The sequence below is a fragment of the Shewanella zhuhaiensis genome (assembly GCF_022484835.1).
Classification (GTDB): domain Bacteria; phylum Pseudomonadota; class Gammaproteobacteria; order Enterobacterales; family Shewanellaceae; genus Shewanella; species Shewanella khirikhana.
Genome location: NZ_JAKUDL010000001.1, coordinates 599,872 through 615,655, shown reverse-complemented (window position 1 = coordinate 615,655; position 15,784 = coordinate 599,872). Strand labels below are relative to the sequence as shown.

Sequence of the window (15,784 nt, the reverse complement as noted above, 5' to 3'; positions counted from 1 at the left end):
CGCTGTAGGTTTGTTCTCGGGCCACAGGAATGGACAGTTTCTTCCATGAAACCCGAACTCACGAACAGGTACGCTGTACCTTATACAGCAAAGCCTAGTTCAGCCCCCCGGCAAGTCAAACGCTCAGGCTTGATAAAAGGGCGAGCCGGGAACAAAAAATCTGCTATAATTCGCGCCCCTTTGTGAAAAGGCATATTCCGACCAAGGCTGGGATTTACGTAAAACGCCTTGTTAATCGTCTGTTTACGCCCAGGAAAGACCATGAAATTCGAATCTTACAGTTTTGCACCCGAAATTCTGAAGGCCGTTGCCGAATGCGGCTACGAGACCATGACTCCGGTTCAGCGACTCGCTATTCCACCGGTACGCCGTGGCCAGGATGTGCTTGCTTCTGCCCAAACCGGCACCGGCAAAACCGCAGCCTTTGCCCTCCCTATTCTGCAAAAGCTGTTTGAGAACCCCAAGCCGCTGGAAGCCACCAAAGCTCGGGCGTTGATCCTCGCTCCAACCCGCGAACTGACCGAGCAAATCGCCAAAAATATCCAGGCCTATGCCCATTATCTGGAACTGTCGATTGTGACAGTGTTCGGTGGCGGCAAAACCGATACCCAGGCGCAAAAACTGCGTAAGGGAGCGGACATCATAGTGGCCACACCGGGTCGTTTGCTTGAGCATCTGCTGGCGGGTAATTTGTCACTGGCAAGCATTGAATATCTGGTTCTGGATGAAGCCGACCGTATGCTCGACATGGGCTTTATCGCCGATATTCAAAAGCTTATTCAGGCCGCTAATAAAGAGCGTCAGACGCTGATGTTCTCAGCCACCTTCTCTGGCGGCGTGCGCAAGCTGGCCGATGAGATCATGAAAAAGCACAGCGTGCTGACCGCCGATCGCCACAATACGGCTGCTATTACTGTGAGCCAGGTGGTTTATCCGGTCGAGCAGCGCCGCAAGCGCGAGCTGCTGTCTGAACTCATTGGCCGCAAAAACTGGCAACGGGTACTGGTGTTTTCTGCCACCCGCGAAGACTGTGAAAAGCTCACAGAAGAGCTGAATCTGGACGGCATTCCTGCCGCGGTGATCCACAGCGAAAAGACCCAGGGCACCCGTCGCCGGGCGCTGAAAGACTTTAAAGAAGGCAAACTGCGGGTATTGGTATCCACCGAAGTAGCCGCCCGTGGTCTGGATATTCCCGACCTTGAATACGTGGTGAACTACGACCTGCCCTTCCTGCCGGAAGACTACGTGCACCGAGTGGGCCGTACCGGCCGCGCAGGAAAGAGTGGTGTTGCCATCAGCTTTGTCAGCCGCGAAGAAGAGCGCACCCTGGCCGATATTGAAAAGCTTATCGGTCAGCGCCTCAAGCGCATCGTAATGCCGGGCTACGAAGTATCAAACCGCGACTTGCTGCTCAAGCAACTGCAAAAGCGTCGCAGCTTTGCCAAAAAGACCCGGGTTGAGAGCGATGCCATCGCTCAGGTGGCCGCCGAAAAGAGCATGGCCGGTCGCCGCGTGAAGGTGAAGGTAGGCTCAAAAGGCAGCGACAAGAAAATTAAGTAACTGCCTGATAAATTATAATAAAAAAGCGGCCTTGGGCCGCTTTTTTATTTTCCGCGGATGCTTTTTTCCCGTCTGCTGAAACTCTTGCCAGCCAGCGCCGGTCTTTTGGGCAAACACAAACCATGCCCAGGGGATTTTTACATGCGCACCTTAACCCAACCGCTTCGCCGTCTGGCAAGCCGCCTTGGCTCTTTAGCCAATCTCAACTCCAGCCTGCTTGCAGGTGTGTTATCACTCGGTATGCTGATGCCTGCCTCAGCCAATCCTATCGCCAGCGATGAAGTGTCCGTCTCGCCGCTGCTCAACGGTGAAACCATTCCCGACGTTCGCCTCAGCGACAGCAAGGGCAAGACCGTCAGCCTCAGAGCCCTCACCGAGAGCAAACCCACGGTATTCTTTTTCTATCGCGGCGGTTGGTGCCCATTTTGTAATAATCAGCTCGGACAGCTGAAAGAAATCGAGCCCAAGCTGATTGAACTTGGCTATCAACTAGTGGGAATAAGCCCCGACAGCCCGGAGAAACTTGCCGCCTCAGCGGGTGAGCGCAAGCTCGACTACCTGCTGTTGTCGGATGCCAACATGGAAGCGGCCAAGGCCTTTGGTCTGGCGTTTTTCACCAGCGAGAAAACCACCCAAACCTATTTGAGCCGTATGAAGCTTGAAAACCCACTGTTCAAAACCCCCGAGGGGGATGAGCGTTTGGTGCTGCCGGTTCCTGCGGTGTATATCGCCGATAAAGAAGGCCTTATCCACTTTCAGTACGTGAATCCCAACTTCCGCGTACGCCCTGCGCCCAAGCTCATTTTAACCGCCGCAGAGCTGACGATTCAGTAACCCCGCTCCGCCGGCGCGGCTAAGTGCAATAGCCGCTTTACAGCCGGGAGTCGCTGTTCCTAAAATAGGCCGCCTTTTCAATTTGGATACGCCTATGTCGACTCCCGGTTATAACCAAACCCTGCTTAGTATGGCCAGCGATGCCCTGGATGCCCTCGCCGCCTCCAGCGCCGGTAGCAGCCACGCCACCGCCGCCCAGCAAAGCCATTTTCTGTGCAGTTGGATGGCTCAGGCCCTGAAAGACAAACGCTACGCCAAATGCATCGCCGACGATCTCACCCAGTGGGTACGCCAGGGACGAAGCCTGGGCGCCGATGCCAACCTTACCTCACTCCTGGAGCGCATTCGCAGTCAGTACACAGCGCTGATGCAATCGCCAACCGCCCTTGGCAGTGCGCTTGCATCTATGCTGGATGCCGCCCGTGAGCAGGACTTTATCGTTTACAGCGACACCCCGATTAAAACCAAACTTAAACTCGATGCCGATGGTCAGGCATCCATGATTGTCTGCGCCGACGAATATCAGGCCAACATCCGCGACGGCGAGCTTATCAAGCCTATCAGCCTGTATGTTCGCTGTAACGAACAGGTGCTGGCCAGGCTCGCGTTTGAACATGGGTTGATGCTGACATTAGGCGATAAAAAAGCCTCTTTGATTAAACATCACAAGGCATACCGGCTGTATCCGGACAACGAGCTTCCATCACTGGCACTGCTGACAAATCATTAACAAAGGCGTAGAGTCGGATACAGTACTTCTGACAGGAGCCTTGTGGATGAATCGCATTTTGTTACTCTGCATTCTGCTGATGCCGGTGTTCGCGTTTGCAAATAGTCCTGTTCATCCCATTTTGAAATACAGCGTCTCCGGCTCAAGCAGCTGGTACCCTTATTACATTCCCAATAACCCCGAGAGCCCGGGGCTTATCTCCGAGTTATTGCCCAAGCTGTTGGCCCATGCCCACATTCAGGGGCAAAACATTCCCCTGCCACCCAACCGCACCAACCAGGCGCTGGATAAGGGCACGCTGGATTTCGATATTGTCAGCCCCAGCTGGTTCGAACATGGGGATTTTGGGCCACTGTTTGTAAAATCAGACCCAATAATGACCATCACAGAGCGCATTATCACCCTGCCCAAACACCAGAGCCGATGGATGGACATTGCCAATATCAAAGACAAAGAAATCGGTACCGTAATGGGGTATCTGTACCATGATGATGGCGACTTTATCCGGGCGGATTTCAAGTCGGAGCAGGAGCTGATTAAGGCCTTGCACAGGGGGCGGATCCAGGCTGCCATCAGTGGCGATTACACCGCACTCTATTGGTCAGCCAAGTTAGGGCTGCCGATTGCCCTGGCCGCAGAGCATTCAACCGGCGACCTGGTGTTTCGCTTAAGAAAGGAGCGCGCCGAATTACTGCCCGCCATTAACAGCGCCATTGCCGCATTGAAGGCTGACGGCACCATAGATGGGCTGATAGACAAGTACACCCATACTTTGGAGACCAGCGAGCACAGCAGCAACTGAGATGATGTCGTTTACCCAATACGACTGCATTCCGGGACGAATAAACAGGATGGCTATTGAGCAAAAAGCCCGGCGTCAATGCCGGGCTTTTCAGTCATGGAGTTCAAGTTCGCTGTAATCCGGCTGCGACTGCCTCAGCACCAGGCGCTTGCCCTGATTGAGCCAGGTGGTACAGGCCACCCGCAGCAGTGAGGCAAAATTATTCACCTTGCCTTCCCGGGCGATTACTTCGCGGTAAATGCGGGTCAGGAACACGGCCACACTGATGTCCGCATCCTCGGCAATCTCTTCAATCAACTGCCAGAAAACAGCTTCCAGCCGGATGCTGGTTACCACCCCATCGATACGGATTGAGCGGGTCCTGAGCTCAAACAGTTCAGGCTCCGCGCCGGAATAAATTTCACACATCACTTATCTCCCTTAAGCCTGTAGCCACGTTAGCACAGGCCGGGAGCTTATTTCAGCAGTGCGTTGAACTGTTTCAGCCACTCGGGGTGAGCCGGCCACGCGGGCGCCGTCACCAAATGGCCATCGGTAATGGCATCCGTAACTGCTATATCGCAATACTCACCGCCAGCGAAGCTGACCTCCGGACCGCAGGCAGGATACGCCGATACCTTTTTGCCCCGGATCACGTTGGCAGTACACAGCAGCTGCGCACCATGGCAAATGGCTGCCAGCGGTTTGGCAGCCTTGTCGAAATGACGTACCAGCTCAACCACGGCGCTGTTTAAACGCAAATATTCCGGTGCGCGGCCACCGGGGATCAGCAGGGCATCAAAATCTTCACCCTTGATAGCGGCAAAACTGCCATTGAGGGTAAAGTTATGGCCGGGCTTCTCGGTGTAGGTCTGGTCGCCTTCAAAGTCGTGGATGGCGGTTTTAATGGTCTCGCCCGCGAGTTTATCGGGACACACGGCAATCACCTCATGCCCCATGGCCTGCAGCGCCTGAAACGGCACCATCAGCTCATAATCTTCCACAAAATCACCGGCAATAATCAGTACTCTGGCCATAGTTAACTCCCGAAGCTTCAATTGGACTGGGTTCCCCACCCAAGATACGCAAGCCACCTGCAGGCGGGTAACAGCCCACTACTACGGCGGCAATTAAGCCAAGGCCCAAAGGCAAACCATCATAAAAAAAGCGCCCGCAGGCGCTTTTTGTTTTGGGTTTAATCCAGGGGGGTTAGTCACGCGGCTCGTCGAGCTTCACCTCTGACTGGTGGCCATTGAGGTGCACCTTGGCCTGCTCCACCACCTGCATTGCCTGGGTGGTCAGGACATTGTTGCCGGTGAGCAAATCGTTCAGGCCGCCTTTGTCTTTGTCCACCAGCCCGAGCTCACGCAGCATGGCATCCACCACTGGCGCATTGGCACGGTAATTCAGTGCCGCCTGAGTCACCTGCTCGGCAATGCCGCCATTGGCAGCGCCTTCGCCGTTAGCCAAAGTGGCACCATTTGCACCATAACCCTGCAAAATCTTAATGCCTTCAATGTTTTCCAGAGGCTTAACCGCATTGGCCACAATTTCCGGCAGGGCGCGCAGAATCGCAAGCGACTTTTGCAGCTCAATCTGTTCGTCGCGCAGCACGTTTTCGGCTTCGTACAGGGCCTGCTTACCGGCTGCTTCCACCGCATACACCTTCTCATCGGCCTCAGCCTTGAGCTTCTTGGCATCGGCATTGGCACGGGCTTCGGTGAGGATGGCAGACGAGCGGTCTTCTGCAGCACGCTTTTCCGCTTCGGCCTGAACGGTAACGCCCACGGCCTCACGCTCAGCTTCTTTACGGGCGTCAATCACTTCGATTTCTTTGCGACGGTTGGCCTCGGCTACCTGACGCACGGTAATAACCGCTTCTTCTTTTTCCACTTTCAGCTTTTCAGCTTCGGCGGCGCGGGCACGGGCGGCGGACTCTTCTTCCGACTTGGCGGCTACCGCGATTTGTTTTTCCTGCTCGGAGACTTCGATGTCGCGCTGCTGCTGAATGCGAGCCTGCTCGATGGTTTTGCGCTTTTCAATTTCGCGGGTTTCGATTTCGCGGGTCTTTTCAATCTCGGCCGCTTCTACCGCACGCTCTTTGGCGATTTCAGCTTCGCGCTCTTCACGGGCCTTCTGCTCCCGCTGCTTGATAATTTCCGCCTTTTGCTCAGCGCGCTTAAATTCCAGCGCCTGCTGCTGCACCAGCTTGGCCTCTTCTTCCGACTTTTTGATTTCCAGGGACTCTTTTTCCGCCTCGAGGTTTCTCATCTCGATTTTGATGCGGTTTTCCTGCTGAATATCGTTGGTTTCCTTGCGCTTTTCTTCGATGATTTTGGCCAGACGCGCACGACCTTCAGCGTCGAACGCGTTATTTTCATTGAAGAAATCAAGCTCAGTCTGGTCAAAGCCGGTCAGGGACACCGACTCCAGCTCCAAACCGTTTTTCTCAAGGTCGTTGGCCACGTTGTTTTGCACCCGCTGCACAAAGTCAGCGCGCTGCTCGTGCATCTCGGTCATGGTCATTTCGGCGGCAACTGCACGCAGCACGTCAACAAACTTGGATTCCATCAGCTTTTTCAGCTCTTCCACCCGGGTAGTACGGGTACCCAGGGTTTGCGCCGCCATGGAAATGCCCTCGGCATGGGGCGCCACCCGCAGGTAGAAGTCCGCTTTCACGTCCACCCGCATGCGGTCTTTGGTGATAAGCGCATCTTTCTGGGTCTTTTCCACTTCAATGCGCAGGGTATTCATATTCACGTGGATGGTTTCATGCAGTACCGGCAGCACTATGGCGCCACCGTCCTTGACCACCTTCTCACCACCAAAACCGGTTCGAACGAAGGCGGTTTCTTTGGTGGCGCGGCGATAGAGCTTGGCAAAAATCAGCCCGATGACCAGCAGGCCGAGCACGGCCACACCGGCCATCACGAACATGAAGGTGCCACTGTCGGCAAAATATTGAGTGTTTTCCATGTAGCTTCCTTGTTATCTACAGCAACGTATTTTTACAGCAACTTATTGATTATTATTGATCGAATTTACTGGCAGCCCACACGCGCCCTTCCCGGCGCAGCAGCACTACCTGGGTGCCCTGGATAAACTCCGACTCCTGTTCGTCGGGTTCAACCAGCACATAATGTTTTTGTTGATAGCGGTCGCGCACCAGGGCTTCGGAAGGATTGCCCTTGACCGCCCGGCCCAGGGTAATAGTGGCAATGCAGCCACTGAGGTCGTCAATGGAGACGGCACTGGTTTCATTTTTTGGCAGCAATCGTGCCAGCGGTGAGCCCAGATAGCGACAACCCAAAGCGGCTGCCAGCAGCGCCAGAGGCACCGACATCCAGGTGGGCAGGAAGTAGCCAAGTACCCCCGAAAACAAAAAGTTCAGGGTAAAGCCTGCGATGACAAAGCAGGTCATGGCAAGCACCAGCCAGATGAGCAGCGGCAAGCGATTGAGACACAGCCAGCCCAAAAGTCCGGTCAAGCCGCCACCGGCCACATCGGCATCAACATCGGCCAGATCCAGGTCTTTAAGCATCCCCATCAAGCTTAAGCCTGTCACCAGCGCAAGCGCTTCGATAATCCCGAGCAGTAAAATAACTGTCAGGACTATGCTGAAAGGAAGGTTGGCATCAGAAAAGAAAAAGCCAAGCATTATCAACTCCTTGTACAGAATGCTGTTCCATGGCTACAACTTTGTATTTAACAAGGGACGAGCATATCAAAGCCTGAGTCTTTGCCAAGTGTTTTTACCCGCGGCCGGGAGATGGATTATCATGGCGCTATTCTTTCTGCAGAGATCCTCCAATGAGCCAACACTACCAGTCACTTAGCAAACACTTTGCCCAAATTGCCCACTTCGAGCATTTCAGCGCGCTGGGCGATTGGGATCAGGCCACCATGATGCCCATGGGTGGCAGTGAAGGCCGCAGCGACGCCATGGCCACCCTGGCAGGCCATATCCACGCCATGCGCACCGCGCCCTGGTTGATGGACGCCATAGCGGCAGCAGCCGATGAAACGCTAAGTCAGGCAGAACAGGCAAATCTCAGGGAAATGAAGCGCCAGTGCCTGGAAGCCACCGCCGTGCCCCAGGCATTGGTTGAGGCCAAAACCAAGGCCGCCTATCAGTGCGAGAACGCCTGGCGCAGTCAACGTAAAGACAATGACTGGCAAGGGTTTAAGCCCAACCTCGAGGCCGTGATGAGACTGGTGCGTGAAGAAGCCGCTCACCGCGCGGCTGCAACCGGTCTTGCCCCCTACGATACCCTGCTGGATAAATTCGAACCCGGGATGACCGCCGCCAAAATCGAGTCCACCTTCGCCCAGGTGCGCCAGTTTCTGCCGGGGCTTATCCAGGAGGTGTGCAGCCGTCAGGCCAACGAGCAACAGGCTACTATCGAAGGCCCTTTTGATATTCAGGCGCAGGAAGCTATTGGCCGCGAAATCATGCAAATTCTCGGCTTTGACTTTGAGCAGGGGCGGCTCGATGTGTCCAGCCATCCGTTTTGCGGCGGCGTGCCCGGCGATGTGCGCCTGACCACCCGCTACCGCGACGATGACTTCACCGGCGCCCTGCTTGGCATCATCCACGAAACTGGTCACGCCCGCTATGAGCAGGGGCTGCCACTGTTGCTTCGAGGCCAGCCCGCCGGCGCTGCACGCTCCATGGGGGTGCATGAAAGCCAGAGCCTGTTTTTCGAGATGCAGCTTGGCGCCAGCCAGGCCTTTGTTGAACTCATTACCCCCAATATCAACCATCACCTGAAGCGCGACTTCAGCCCGGCGCAGCTTATCCATCAGGCTACCAGGGTGAAACCAGGGCTTATCCGGGTGGACGCAGATGAAGTGACTTATCCGTGCCATATTCTGCTGCGATTTGAGGCCGAAAAAGCCCTGGTGGATGGCAGCCTGAGCGTGGCCGACCTGCCCGACTTCTGGTCGGCGCAAATGCAGCAACTGCTCGGGATAAACACCGACGGCGACTATCGCAACGGCTGTATGCAGGACATCCACTGGACTCTGGGCGAGCTTGGCTACTTTCCCAGTTACACCTTGGGCGCCATGTATGCTGCCCAGCTGAGATTCGCCATGGAAGCAAGCCTCGGGCCCCTCGATAGCCTTATTGCCAATCGTCAGCTCGAGAAAGTGTTTACCTGGCTGAATACGCATATTTGGTCGCAAGGCTCACTGCTTGAGACCGATGCCCTTATCAGCGCCGCCACCGGCGAGCCCCTTAATGCCCGTTTTCTTGAGCGCCATCTCAGACAACGTTATCTGGGCGAGTAAGGCGCATTGGGGTATAATCGCGCCCTTTGCAGTGGTTTATCAAAGGGCAGCAGATGCAACTCAGGGCAATACGGGCCGAAGATTGGCCGATGATCCTCGATATTCAGGACGAATGTTATCAAGCTGTGGATCCGGAGCCATTGCATGTGCTGAAAAGCAAATGGGAAGTGTCTCCCGAGTCTTGTTTTGTGATGGAACAGGAAGGGCAGGTACTGGGCTACTGCCTGGCGCACCCTTGGGTGGAAGCCACGCCGCCACCTCTTTATCAGGCGCTGACCGAGCTGCCACTGCCCAACACCCTGTATTTGCACGATATGGCCATTTCCGCCAGAGCTCAGGGCCTGGGCGCCGGCACCAAGGCCCTTGGCAAGCTCAAGCAGGTTGCACGCAGATGGTCGCTAAACTCACTGTCACTGGTAGCGGTGCAGGGCGCCGACAGCTACTGGCGCCGTCAGGGTTTTACCGATACCCAAAGCCTTAAATGCCTTGGCAGCTACAGCGAAGATGCCAGCTACATGATTTTGCCTCTCGAAGAGGCCTGTTAAGTTTCACACAACGAAAGGACCATACAATGGCGCGTCAGGTTGCCTACACCTACAAGGGTCAGGCCAAGGTAATTAACTTTGCCTACGACAAATACCACGACATGTACGAAGCCGCGGCCGCAGCCGAAGGGGTGGACCTCACCCGCTTTCTGGCCATGGAGCAACAGGTCGCTATGACTGCCAAGGGCAAGGGCGCGCTGAAAAGCTATCGGTTGAATGAGTTTGCCCGCATGGGATTTAAAGATATCCGCATGCTGCGAGACGAAGAACAGGGTTAAACAATGATAAATCATGAACATGCCAACTTTCCCCGCGCCGGATTCTTCCGTCGCCTGGGTGCTATGGTGTACGACCTCATGCTGGCCGCAGCCGTGTGGATCCTGGCAGGTATCGTCAGCTTCGTGGTGTTTGCCGTATTGGTGAATGTGGGGCTTATCGACCGAGCGGGTCATGAGCATGTGATTGATGTGCTGAACGGTAACGAGCTGTATCGTAACCTCAATTTTGCCTGGATCCTGTTTTGCGTGGCCAGCTTTTACGTGGTGTTCTGGACCAAGGGCGGCCAAACCCTGGGCATGCGTGCCTGGCGCCTGAAGGTGCAGCATCCCAACGGCCAGAATCTCAGCTTTATCGCCGCCGCAGCACGCCTGGTATGGTCACTGTTTGGCCTGGGTAATCTGTTTATCCTTATCAATCCCGACAAACTGGCGCTGCAGGACAAGATGACCCGCTCTGAAGTGGTGGTGTTATCGGCAGAAGCCAACCAAATGCGCAACTGGCACGGCATGAGCTAACCCCTGCTCAGCCCTTGGTATACAGCTAAGCCAACCTGCCCGCGGGTACCGAAGCAAGCCTGGTACCCGCCTTCTGGGTCGTTTCCAACTTAAATACCGACATCAGCTTCGCCAGCCGTTCAACCTGCGACTGCATACTGGCAGCAGCAGCCGTCGCTTCCTCCACCAGCGCCGCATTATGCTGAGTCACGCTGTCTATCTGATCGATAGCGCCCCGCACCTGCACCATGCCCTGCCCCTGCCGTTGGGATGAGGATGCAATCTGCTCCAGCAGCCCTGCCACCGCCTGTACACTGTCATCGATTTCCTTCATGGCGCGCCCCGCCTTGGCGGCCTGTTCATTGCCAGCAGCGATACGACTGGCGGCTGCGTCGATAACCTCGCGGATTTCCCGCGCCGCTTCGGCAGAACGGCTCGCAAGGCTTCGCACCTCGGCGGCCACCACACCAAAACCGCGACCCGAATCACCGGCCCGGGCTGCTTCCACCGCTGCATTCAGTGCCAGAATGTTGGTTTGAAAGGCAATAGAGTCAATCATGCCGGTGATATTGGCAATCTGGGCCGAGGTTTCACCTATGTTGCTCATGGTGTTTTCCACGTCGGCAACAATTTTGGCCCCCAGAGATGCCTGCCCCGCCGAGGCACTGGCAAGACCCGCTGCCCGCACCGCGTTGTCGGTGTTGGCACCTATGCTGTCGCTGAGACCGCGGAAATTGGCCACGGTTTCTTCCACCGAATGCGCCTGGGCCTCGGTGCGGTTGGAAAGATCCATATTGCCCGAAGCAATTTCCCGCGCCGACACCTGCAATGTTGCCGCCGCATCCTGAATTTCCCCAACCATGTTGCTCAGTCTCACCACAGTGCCATCGAGAGCGCTCAGGGTTTCGCCAAACAGTCCCGAAAACTGGCCGGACGCTTTGGTGGTCAGCTCGCCGTCGGCGATGGCGCTGGCAATGCGTTTCACCTGAGTCAGACCGTCACGGGTCACCCGGGCAAGCTCGTTAAGACGGGTCGAGAGTTCCAGCAAAAAGCCTGAGCGGCCCTCCAGCGGGATCTGACCGCTGAAATCACCGTGACGGGCGGTGGCATTGACCATGGTGTCTATATCATTGACGAAATCCGCCAGCGCATCCACGGTGCCATTGACCCCAGCCTGGGTTGCGCCAAACAGTCCGGGATAGTTGCCCTCCATGCGCCTGTCGAGCCGGCCGGTAGAGAGCGCGCTGACCACGGCGTTGATTTCCTTGAGTCCCGACTCGGTCACAGCCGAGAGGCTGTTCAGCTGTCCGGCGAGTCGCAGCCGATACCCCGCCAGCCCCTGCTCCGCCATACGCTTGCCAAAGTCGCCCTGGCAGGCCGCAGCCACCATGGTATCGACCTCACCCAGCGTTTGCCTGAGACTGGCGAGGGTGCGATTAACCGACTGTGCCGCCGCACCAAACACCCCGGGGTACTGGGCCTCGATGCTTTGGCTTAAATCTCCATCGGACAGGGCTTCTGTCACCCGGCGAATATCGCCAAAGCCCTTATCGCAGGTGGCGAGCAGGCGGTTGAGATCTTCAATGGTTTCCCGAAACAGGTATTGATAACCGGACGCATCCACCCGGCAGGAAAAGTCACCATCGGCTCCGCTTGCGGCCATCTGTTTGATGTTGCGACTTATCCCAAGCAGGGCCGCTTTTACTTCAGCTAAGGCCTCCGTAATCGCCGCCTGCTCGCCGGGCAGCGCGTCCATATCGACACTGAAATTGCCTTTGGCGTACTCACGGCTGACCGCCACCAGCTTGTTTTCCACATCCAGATGACAGGCCACAAGCGCGTTCACTTCGCTGGCGATATCGGCATAAGCACCATCGAACTGACTGGGATCAAGCACGGCACTGACCCGGCCTTCGCGGTGGGCACGGGCCATATCCTGCTGACCATGGATGATGGCGCTCACGGCGTCCTGCACCTGACCGAGTGCTGACAGCAGCTTGCCTGCTTCGTCTTTGCCGCTGCGATCGATTTGGTTATTCAGATCGCCGCTCGCCAAGGCATTAGCCAATCTCAGCGCCTGTTGCAGCGGTGAAATCACAAATCTGAACAGCACCCAGATGGCGGCGATGGCAAGCAGACCGCCGGCTAGCATCAGTCCAGTGCTGAAGGTTCGCACCTCGGCGTAAACCGCTTCTGAGGCATCAAATTCGGCCCGGGCCACATCCAGTTGCAGACTGATAAGCTCACCAATCTTGTTACTGATAGGGTCGATATCCTGGTACAGCTCGCCATCAAAGTCATCGAGCTGACCGCTGATGTCACCACTGAGATTGGCGGCGAAGCGGCCAAGGCGCGCCATGGCGGCATCGGCCTTTTGGAACAAGACCCGTGCCTCATCGGCAAGCCGGGCTTCTTCGGGGGTAAGTTGGGTAGCCGAGTAGGCCTGCCATTCGCTCGCAATCAGGGTGCTGGCGGACGTCAGTTCGGCGCGCAGCTCCTCGGCACTCATCAGTCCAGCATTGGCCTTGTTCACCGCATCAATCACGCTCACCGCATAGGCATCGGCAATCAATTTCAGCTGCTTTAAGGGAACGACTCTGTCCTGATAGACGGTACCGAGGGAGTTATGCATGCTGTCGGTGCCGCGCATGCCCATGGCACCGATAAAAAGCAGAAACAGCGTCATCAAGGCGACTATGGCGATCAGCTTGGCTTTGATACTCATGGCACGACTTCCTTGTGTGAAACCAGAATCCAAGTTAAACGAGTGACGATAAGCCAAAGCCTAGTACAAGGCGGGAAATTGCCCAGTTATCAAACGCAGGAAAGCGTTATCCGGGCCGAGGTTCATGCAAAAGCATGAGGGCGCCAACCGGCGCCCTCATCGTTAAGTCTCATCCTGCTCACAAGTCTCAGCGGCGAATGTAGTACACCGCAGCACCGGCAAAGATAATCGCGGGCGCGCCCGCACCGATGAAGGCTGGCAGCTGATATACCAGTGTCATGGGACCAAAGATTTCGTTGCAGATATAGAAGCCAAAACCGGCCACCACACCCAGCAGCACCCGCGCGCCCATGGTGACAGTGCGCAGCGGCCCGAACACAAAGGAAAGCGCCACCAGCATCATCACGGCAACTGTCACCGGCTGCAGCAGCTTGCGCCACAGCGCCAGCTCGTAGCGGCTCGGATCCTGGGTGTTGACCTTCAAATACTCAAGATAGCCAAGCAAACCCTGCACCGACAGCGACTCAGGCTTCACGGAAACCACGCTGAGCTTGTCCGGAGTCAGGGTCGACTCCCAGGGCTCACTGGCCAGTTCATCGCGGGTAATTTTATCGTCCTGAATATGGGTTTTGCTGACATCGCGCATCATCCACACCTTGCCATCAAACTCGGCGCGACGGGCGTTAACCACGTGGGTGAGATGCTGTCTGGCATCGAACTCATACAGGGTGATGTTGCCCAGGGTGTTGAGGTCTTCCACCTCACCTATGTTCACAAAGAGGTCGCCGTCTTTGGCCCAGATACCGCGGTGAGATTTAATCAGGCTGCCGCCGGAAATCATGGTGGCCTTAAGCTCATTGGCACGCTGCTCTGCCGCAGGGGCAACCCATTCACCCAGCGCCATCACCAGCAGCATCAAGGGTACCGCGGTCTTCATCGCCGACAGGGTAATTTGCAGCCGCGACTGACCCGAGGCCTGCATCACCACCAGCTCAGAGTTGGCAGCCATCATGCCAAGGCCAATCAGGGCGCCCAGCAGCACCGCCATCGGGAAGAACATTTCGATATCACGGGGGATAAGAAACAGCACATATATCCCGGCATCCATCATGGTGTAGGTACCGCGGCCAACCAGACGCAGTTGATCAACCCACTTGATAATGCCGGAAAGACCGGTCAGCACCAGCAAACACAGTGACGAAGTGCTGATAAGGACCCGGGCAATATACCAATCAAGAATACTCATGCGGCGGCCCTCCGTTTGAAGCGACCACTGAGACGGGCACCCAAAGGCCGCTCCTTGCCAAGCAACATTATCCCCATCACCAAGGCCGACAGGTGTATCCACCACATCCCCAGGAAGGCGGGCACTACTTCATCTTCCAGCGCCTTGCGGCCAGCTACCATCAGGCCGAAATAGCCCAAATACAGCAAAATCGCCGGCAGCATCTTGGCAAACTTACCCTGACGCACATTCACCCGCGCCATGGGCACTGCTATCAGGGTCATCAGCGGAATCGCCAGCGGAATCGCCAATCGCCAGTGCAGCTCTGCCACAGCTTCGGGGGTGTCCTGATCCATCAGCTGACCCAACGGCAAGGCCGACATTTTACGTCTGCGCTCGTCCACTTCCTGCTCTTTGATTTGCATGCCGTAGCCGCCAAACTCCAGCACCTGATAATCGAGGCGACTGGGCGAGCCCTGATAACGCACGCCATCACTGAGTTTCAGTTGCTGACCGCCACTGGCATCTTCCACAACCTTACCGCCCTTGGCAGACACCAGATTAACCTGGCCTTGCTCATCTTCTGGGTCCGGCAGCTGTGCCACGAATACTTTTTCCAGCTCGTTGTCTTTGCCAATCTTTTCAACAAAGAGCACCGCGCGGCCATCGGGACTGGTTTGAAAACGCCCCTGCACCAGGGCAGCAAGACCGGCCTCGGATTGGGCCTTTTCCAGCACCTGATTTTGACGTTCTTCCGCCCAAGGCGTAACAAACAGGGATAAATAGCCGGTAAACAGCATATTGAGCACGGCGAGCAGCAGGGTGACCCGGGTGACATACCACTCACTCACCCCCACGCCATGGAAAACCACCATTTCGTTTTCGGCGTACATGCGGCCGTGGGCGAGCAAGATCCCCAGAAACAGACTGAGCGGCAACACCAGTACCGCAAGATAGGGCAGATTAAGCCCTAATAAGGTAACAACCAGAGAAGCAGGAAACTCACCGTCCGATGCATCGGCGAGAACGCGGACAAAATGCTGGCTGATAAAGATAGTCAACAGCACCAAAAGTACCGCGATTTGTGCCTTGAAAACTTCTCGGAACAGATATCTAAATACAATCACAGGCAGGATCCGGTATCAAAACTTATCATTTTGCTGGTATCAGCCTAACTTTCATGTAAACTGTCTACTTTTGATAGTTTTCTGACCAATACCATCGCAAGGCGCCATTGAAAAAAGGCGCTGATATCAGGCCTTGGCGCGGAAACTTAGGCCCAAATTTGGGCACAAGCAGGCATTATCCAATAAATATAA

The 15,784-nt window shown here is 55.9% G+C and carries 15 protein-coding genes; 8 read left to right on the top strand and 7 right to left on the bottom strand.

All coding sequences use genetic code 11. The annotated features are described in order from the left end of the window. The first annotated feature begins 261 nt into the window (after positions 1–261). The 4 genes from MJ923_RS02620 (at position 262) to MJ923_RS02605 (ending at position 3,926) form a co-directional block, all read left to right on the top strand. A complete protein-coding gene (locus MJ923_RS02620; RefSeq protein WP_240589794.1) occupies positions 262–1,560 on the top strand; it encodes a DEAD/DEAH box helicase in 1,299 nt (432 codons plus the stop codon). Between the two features lie 240 nt (positions 1,561–1,800). Beyond that, positions 1,801–2,394: a peroxiredoxin-like family protein gene (locus tag MJ923_RS02615; protein ID WP_240590236.1), complete on the top strand. Its 594-nt coding sequence runs from the start codon at positions 1,801–1,803 to the stop codon at positions 2,392–2,394. A 94-nt stretch (positions 2,395–2,488) separates the two neighbouring features. After that, the gene (locus MJ923_RS02610; protein WP_240589793.1) at positions 2,489–3,124 is read left to right on the top strand and encodes a DUF2913 family protein; all 636 of its coding nucleotides are present in this window, start codon (positions 2,489–2,491) and stop codon (positions 3,122–3,124) included. Positions 3,125–3,203: 79 nt separating this feature from the next. Next, positions 3,204–3,926 carry a transporter substrate-binding domain-containing protein gene (locus MJ923_RS02605; RefSeq protein ID WP_240590235.1) on the top strand — a complete coding sequence of 241 codons (723 nt, stop codon included), beginning with the start codon at positions 3,204–3,206 and terminating at the stop codon, positions 3,924–3,926. A 90-nt stretch (positions 3,927–4,016) separates the two neighbouring features. On the opposite strand, the gene MJ923_RS02600 is transcribed toward MJ923_RS02605, so the two are convergent. The 4 genes from MJ923_RS02600 to MJ923_RS02585 all read right to left on the bottom strand — a co-directional run bounded on the left by MJ923_RS02600 (position 4,017) and on the right by MJ923_RS02585 (position 7,563). Next, the gene (locus tag MJ923_RS02600) at positions 4,017–4,334 is read right to left on the bottom strand and encodes a ribbon-helix-helix domain-containing protein (protein ID WP_240589792.1); all 318 of its coding nucleotides are present in this window, start codon (positions 4,332–4,334) and stop codon (positions 4,017–4,019) included. A gap of 47 nt (positions 4,335–4,381) precedes the next feature. Next, positions 4,382–4,942, bottom strand: coding sequence for a DJ-1/PfpI family protein (locus MJ923_RS02595; protein ID WP_240589791.1), 561 nt, complete (start codon positions 4,940–4,942; stop codon positions 4,382–4,384). A 172-nt stretch (positions 4,943–5,114) separates the two neighbouring features. Continuing rightward, complete coding sequence (locus tag MJ923_RS02590) at positions 5,115–6,842, bottom strand: flotillin family protein (protein ID WP_420854415.1); 1,728 nt, start codon at positions 6,840–6,842, stop codon at positions 5,115–5,117. A gap of 91 nt (positions 6,843–6,933) precedes the next feature. Continuing rightward, positions 6,934–7,563 carry an OB-fold-containig protein gene (locus tag MJ923_RS02585; RefSeq protein WP_240589789.1) on the bottom strand — a complete coding sequence of 210 codons (630 nt, stop codon included), beginning with the start codon at positions 7,561–7,563 and terminating at the stop codon, positions 6,934–6,936. Positions 7,564–7,715: 152 nt separating this feature from the next. Here MJ923_RS02585 and MJ923_RS02580 point away from each other — a divergent pair, with 152 nt between their 5' ends. From MJ923_RS02580 to MJ923_RS02565, 4 genes are read left to right on the top strand one after another with little or no spacing between them, the layout of a single operon-like run. After that, positions 7,716–9,197 (top strand): carboxypeptidase M32, encoded by a 1,482-nt coding sequence (locus tag MJ923_RS02580; protein ID WP_240589788.1) that lies wholly within the window; start codon positions 7,716–7,718, stop codon positions 9,195–9,197. Positions 9,198–9,250: 53 nt separating this feature from the next. Further along, on the top strand, positions 9,251–9,742 hold the full coding sequence (locus MJ923_RS02575; RefSeq protein ID WP_240589787.1) for a GNAT family N-acetyltransferase: 492 nt from the start codon (positions 9,251–9,253) through the stop codon (positions 9,740–9,742). Positions 9,743–9,768: 26 nt separating this feature from the next. Next, positions 9,769–10,020 (top strand): DUF2960 domain-containing protein, encoded by a 252-nt coding sequence (locus tag MJ923_RS02570; RefSeq protein ID WP_126165937.1) that lies wholly within the window; start codon positions 9,769–9,771, stop codon positions 10,018–10,020. 3 nt (positions 10,021–10,023) lie between these two features. Further along, positions 10,024–10,536, top strand: a complete 513-nt coding sequence (locus tag MJ923_RS02565; RefSeq protein ID WP_126165936.1) for an RDD family protein — start codon at positions 10,024–10,026, stop codon at positions 10,534–10,536. A 25-nt stretch (positions 10,537–10,561) separates the two neighbouring features. Here the strand turns inward: MJ923_RS02565 and MJ923_RS02560 are convergent, their stop codons facing one another. The 3 genes from MJ923_RS02560 to lptF all read right to left on the bottom strand — a co-directional run bounded on the left by MJ923_RS02560 (position 10,562) and on the right by lptF (position 15,592). Then, entirely contained in the window at positions 10,562–13,240 is a 2,679-nt protein-coding gene (locus MJ923_RS02560; protein WP_240589786.1) for a methyl-accepting chemotaxis protein, read from the bottom strand. A 187-nt stretch (positions 13,241–13,427) separates the two neighbouring features. Further along, complete coding sequence (lptG, locus tag MJ923_RS02555; protein ID WP_240589785.1) at positions 13,428–14,486, bottom strand: LPS export ABC transporter permease LptG; 1,059 nt, start codon at positions 14,484–14,486, stop codon at positions 13,428–13,430. Next, entirely contained in the window at positions 14,483–15,592 is a 1,110-nt protein-coding gene (gene lptF / locus MJ923_RS02550) for an LPS export ABC transporter permease LptF (protein WP_240589784.1), read from the bottom strand. Before lptF ends, lptG begins: the two co-directional genes overlap by 4 nt. Positions 15,593–15,784 lie beyond the last annotated feature (192 nt).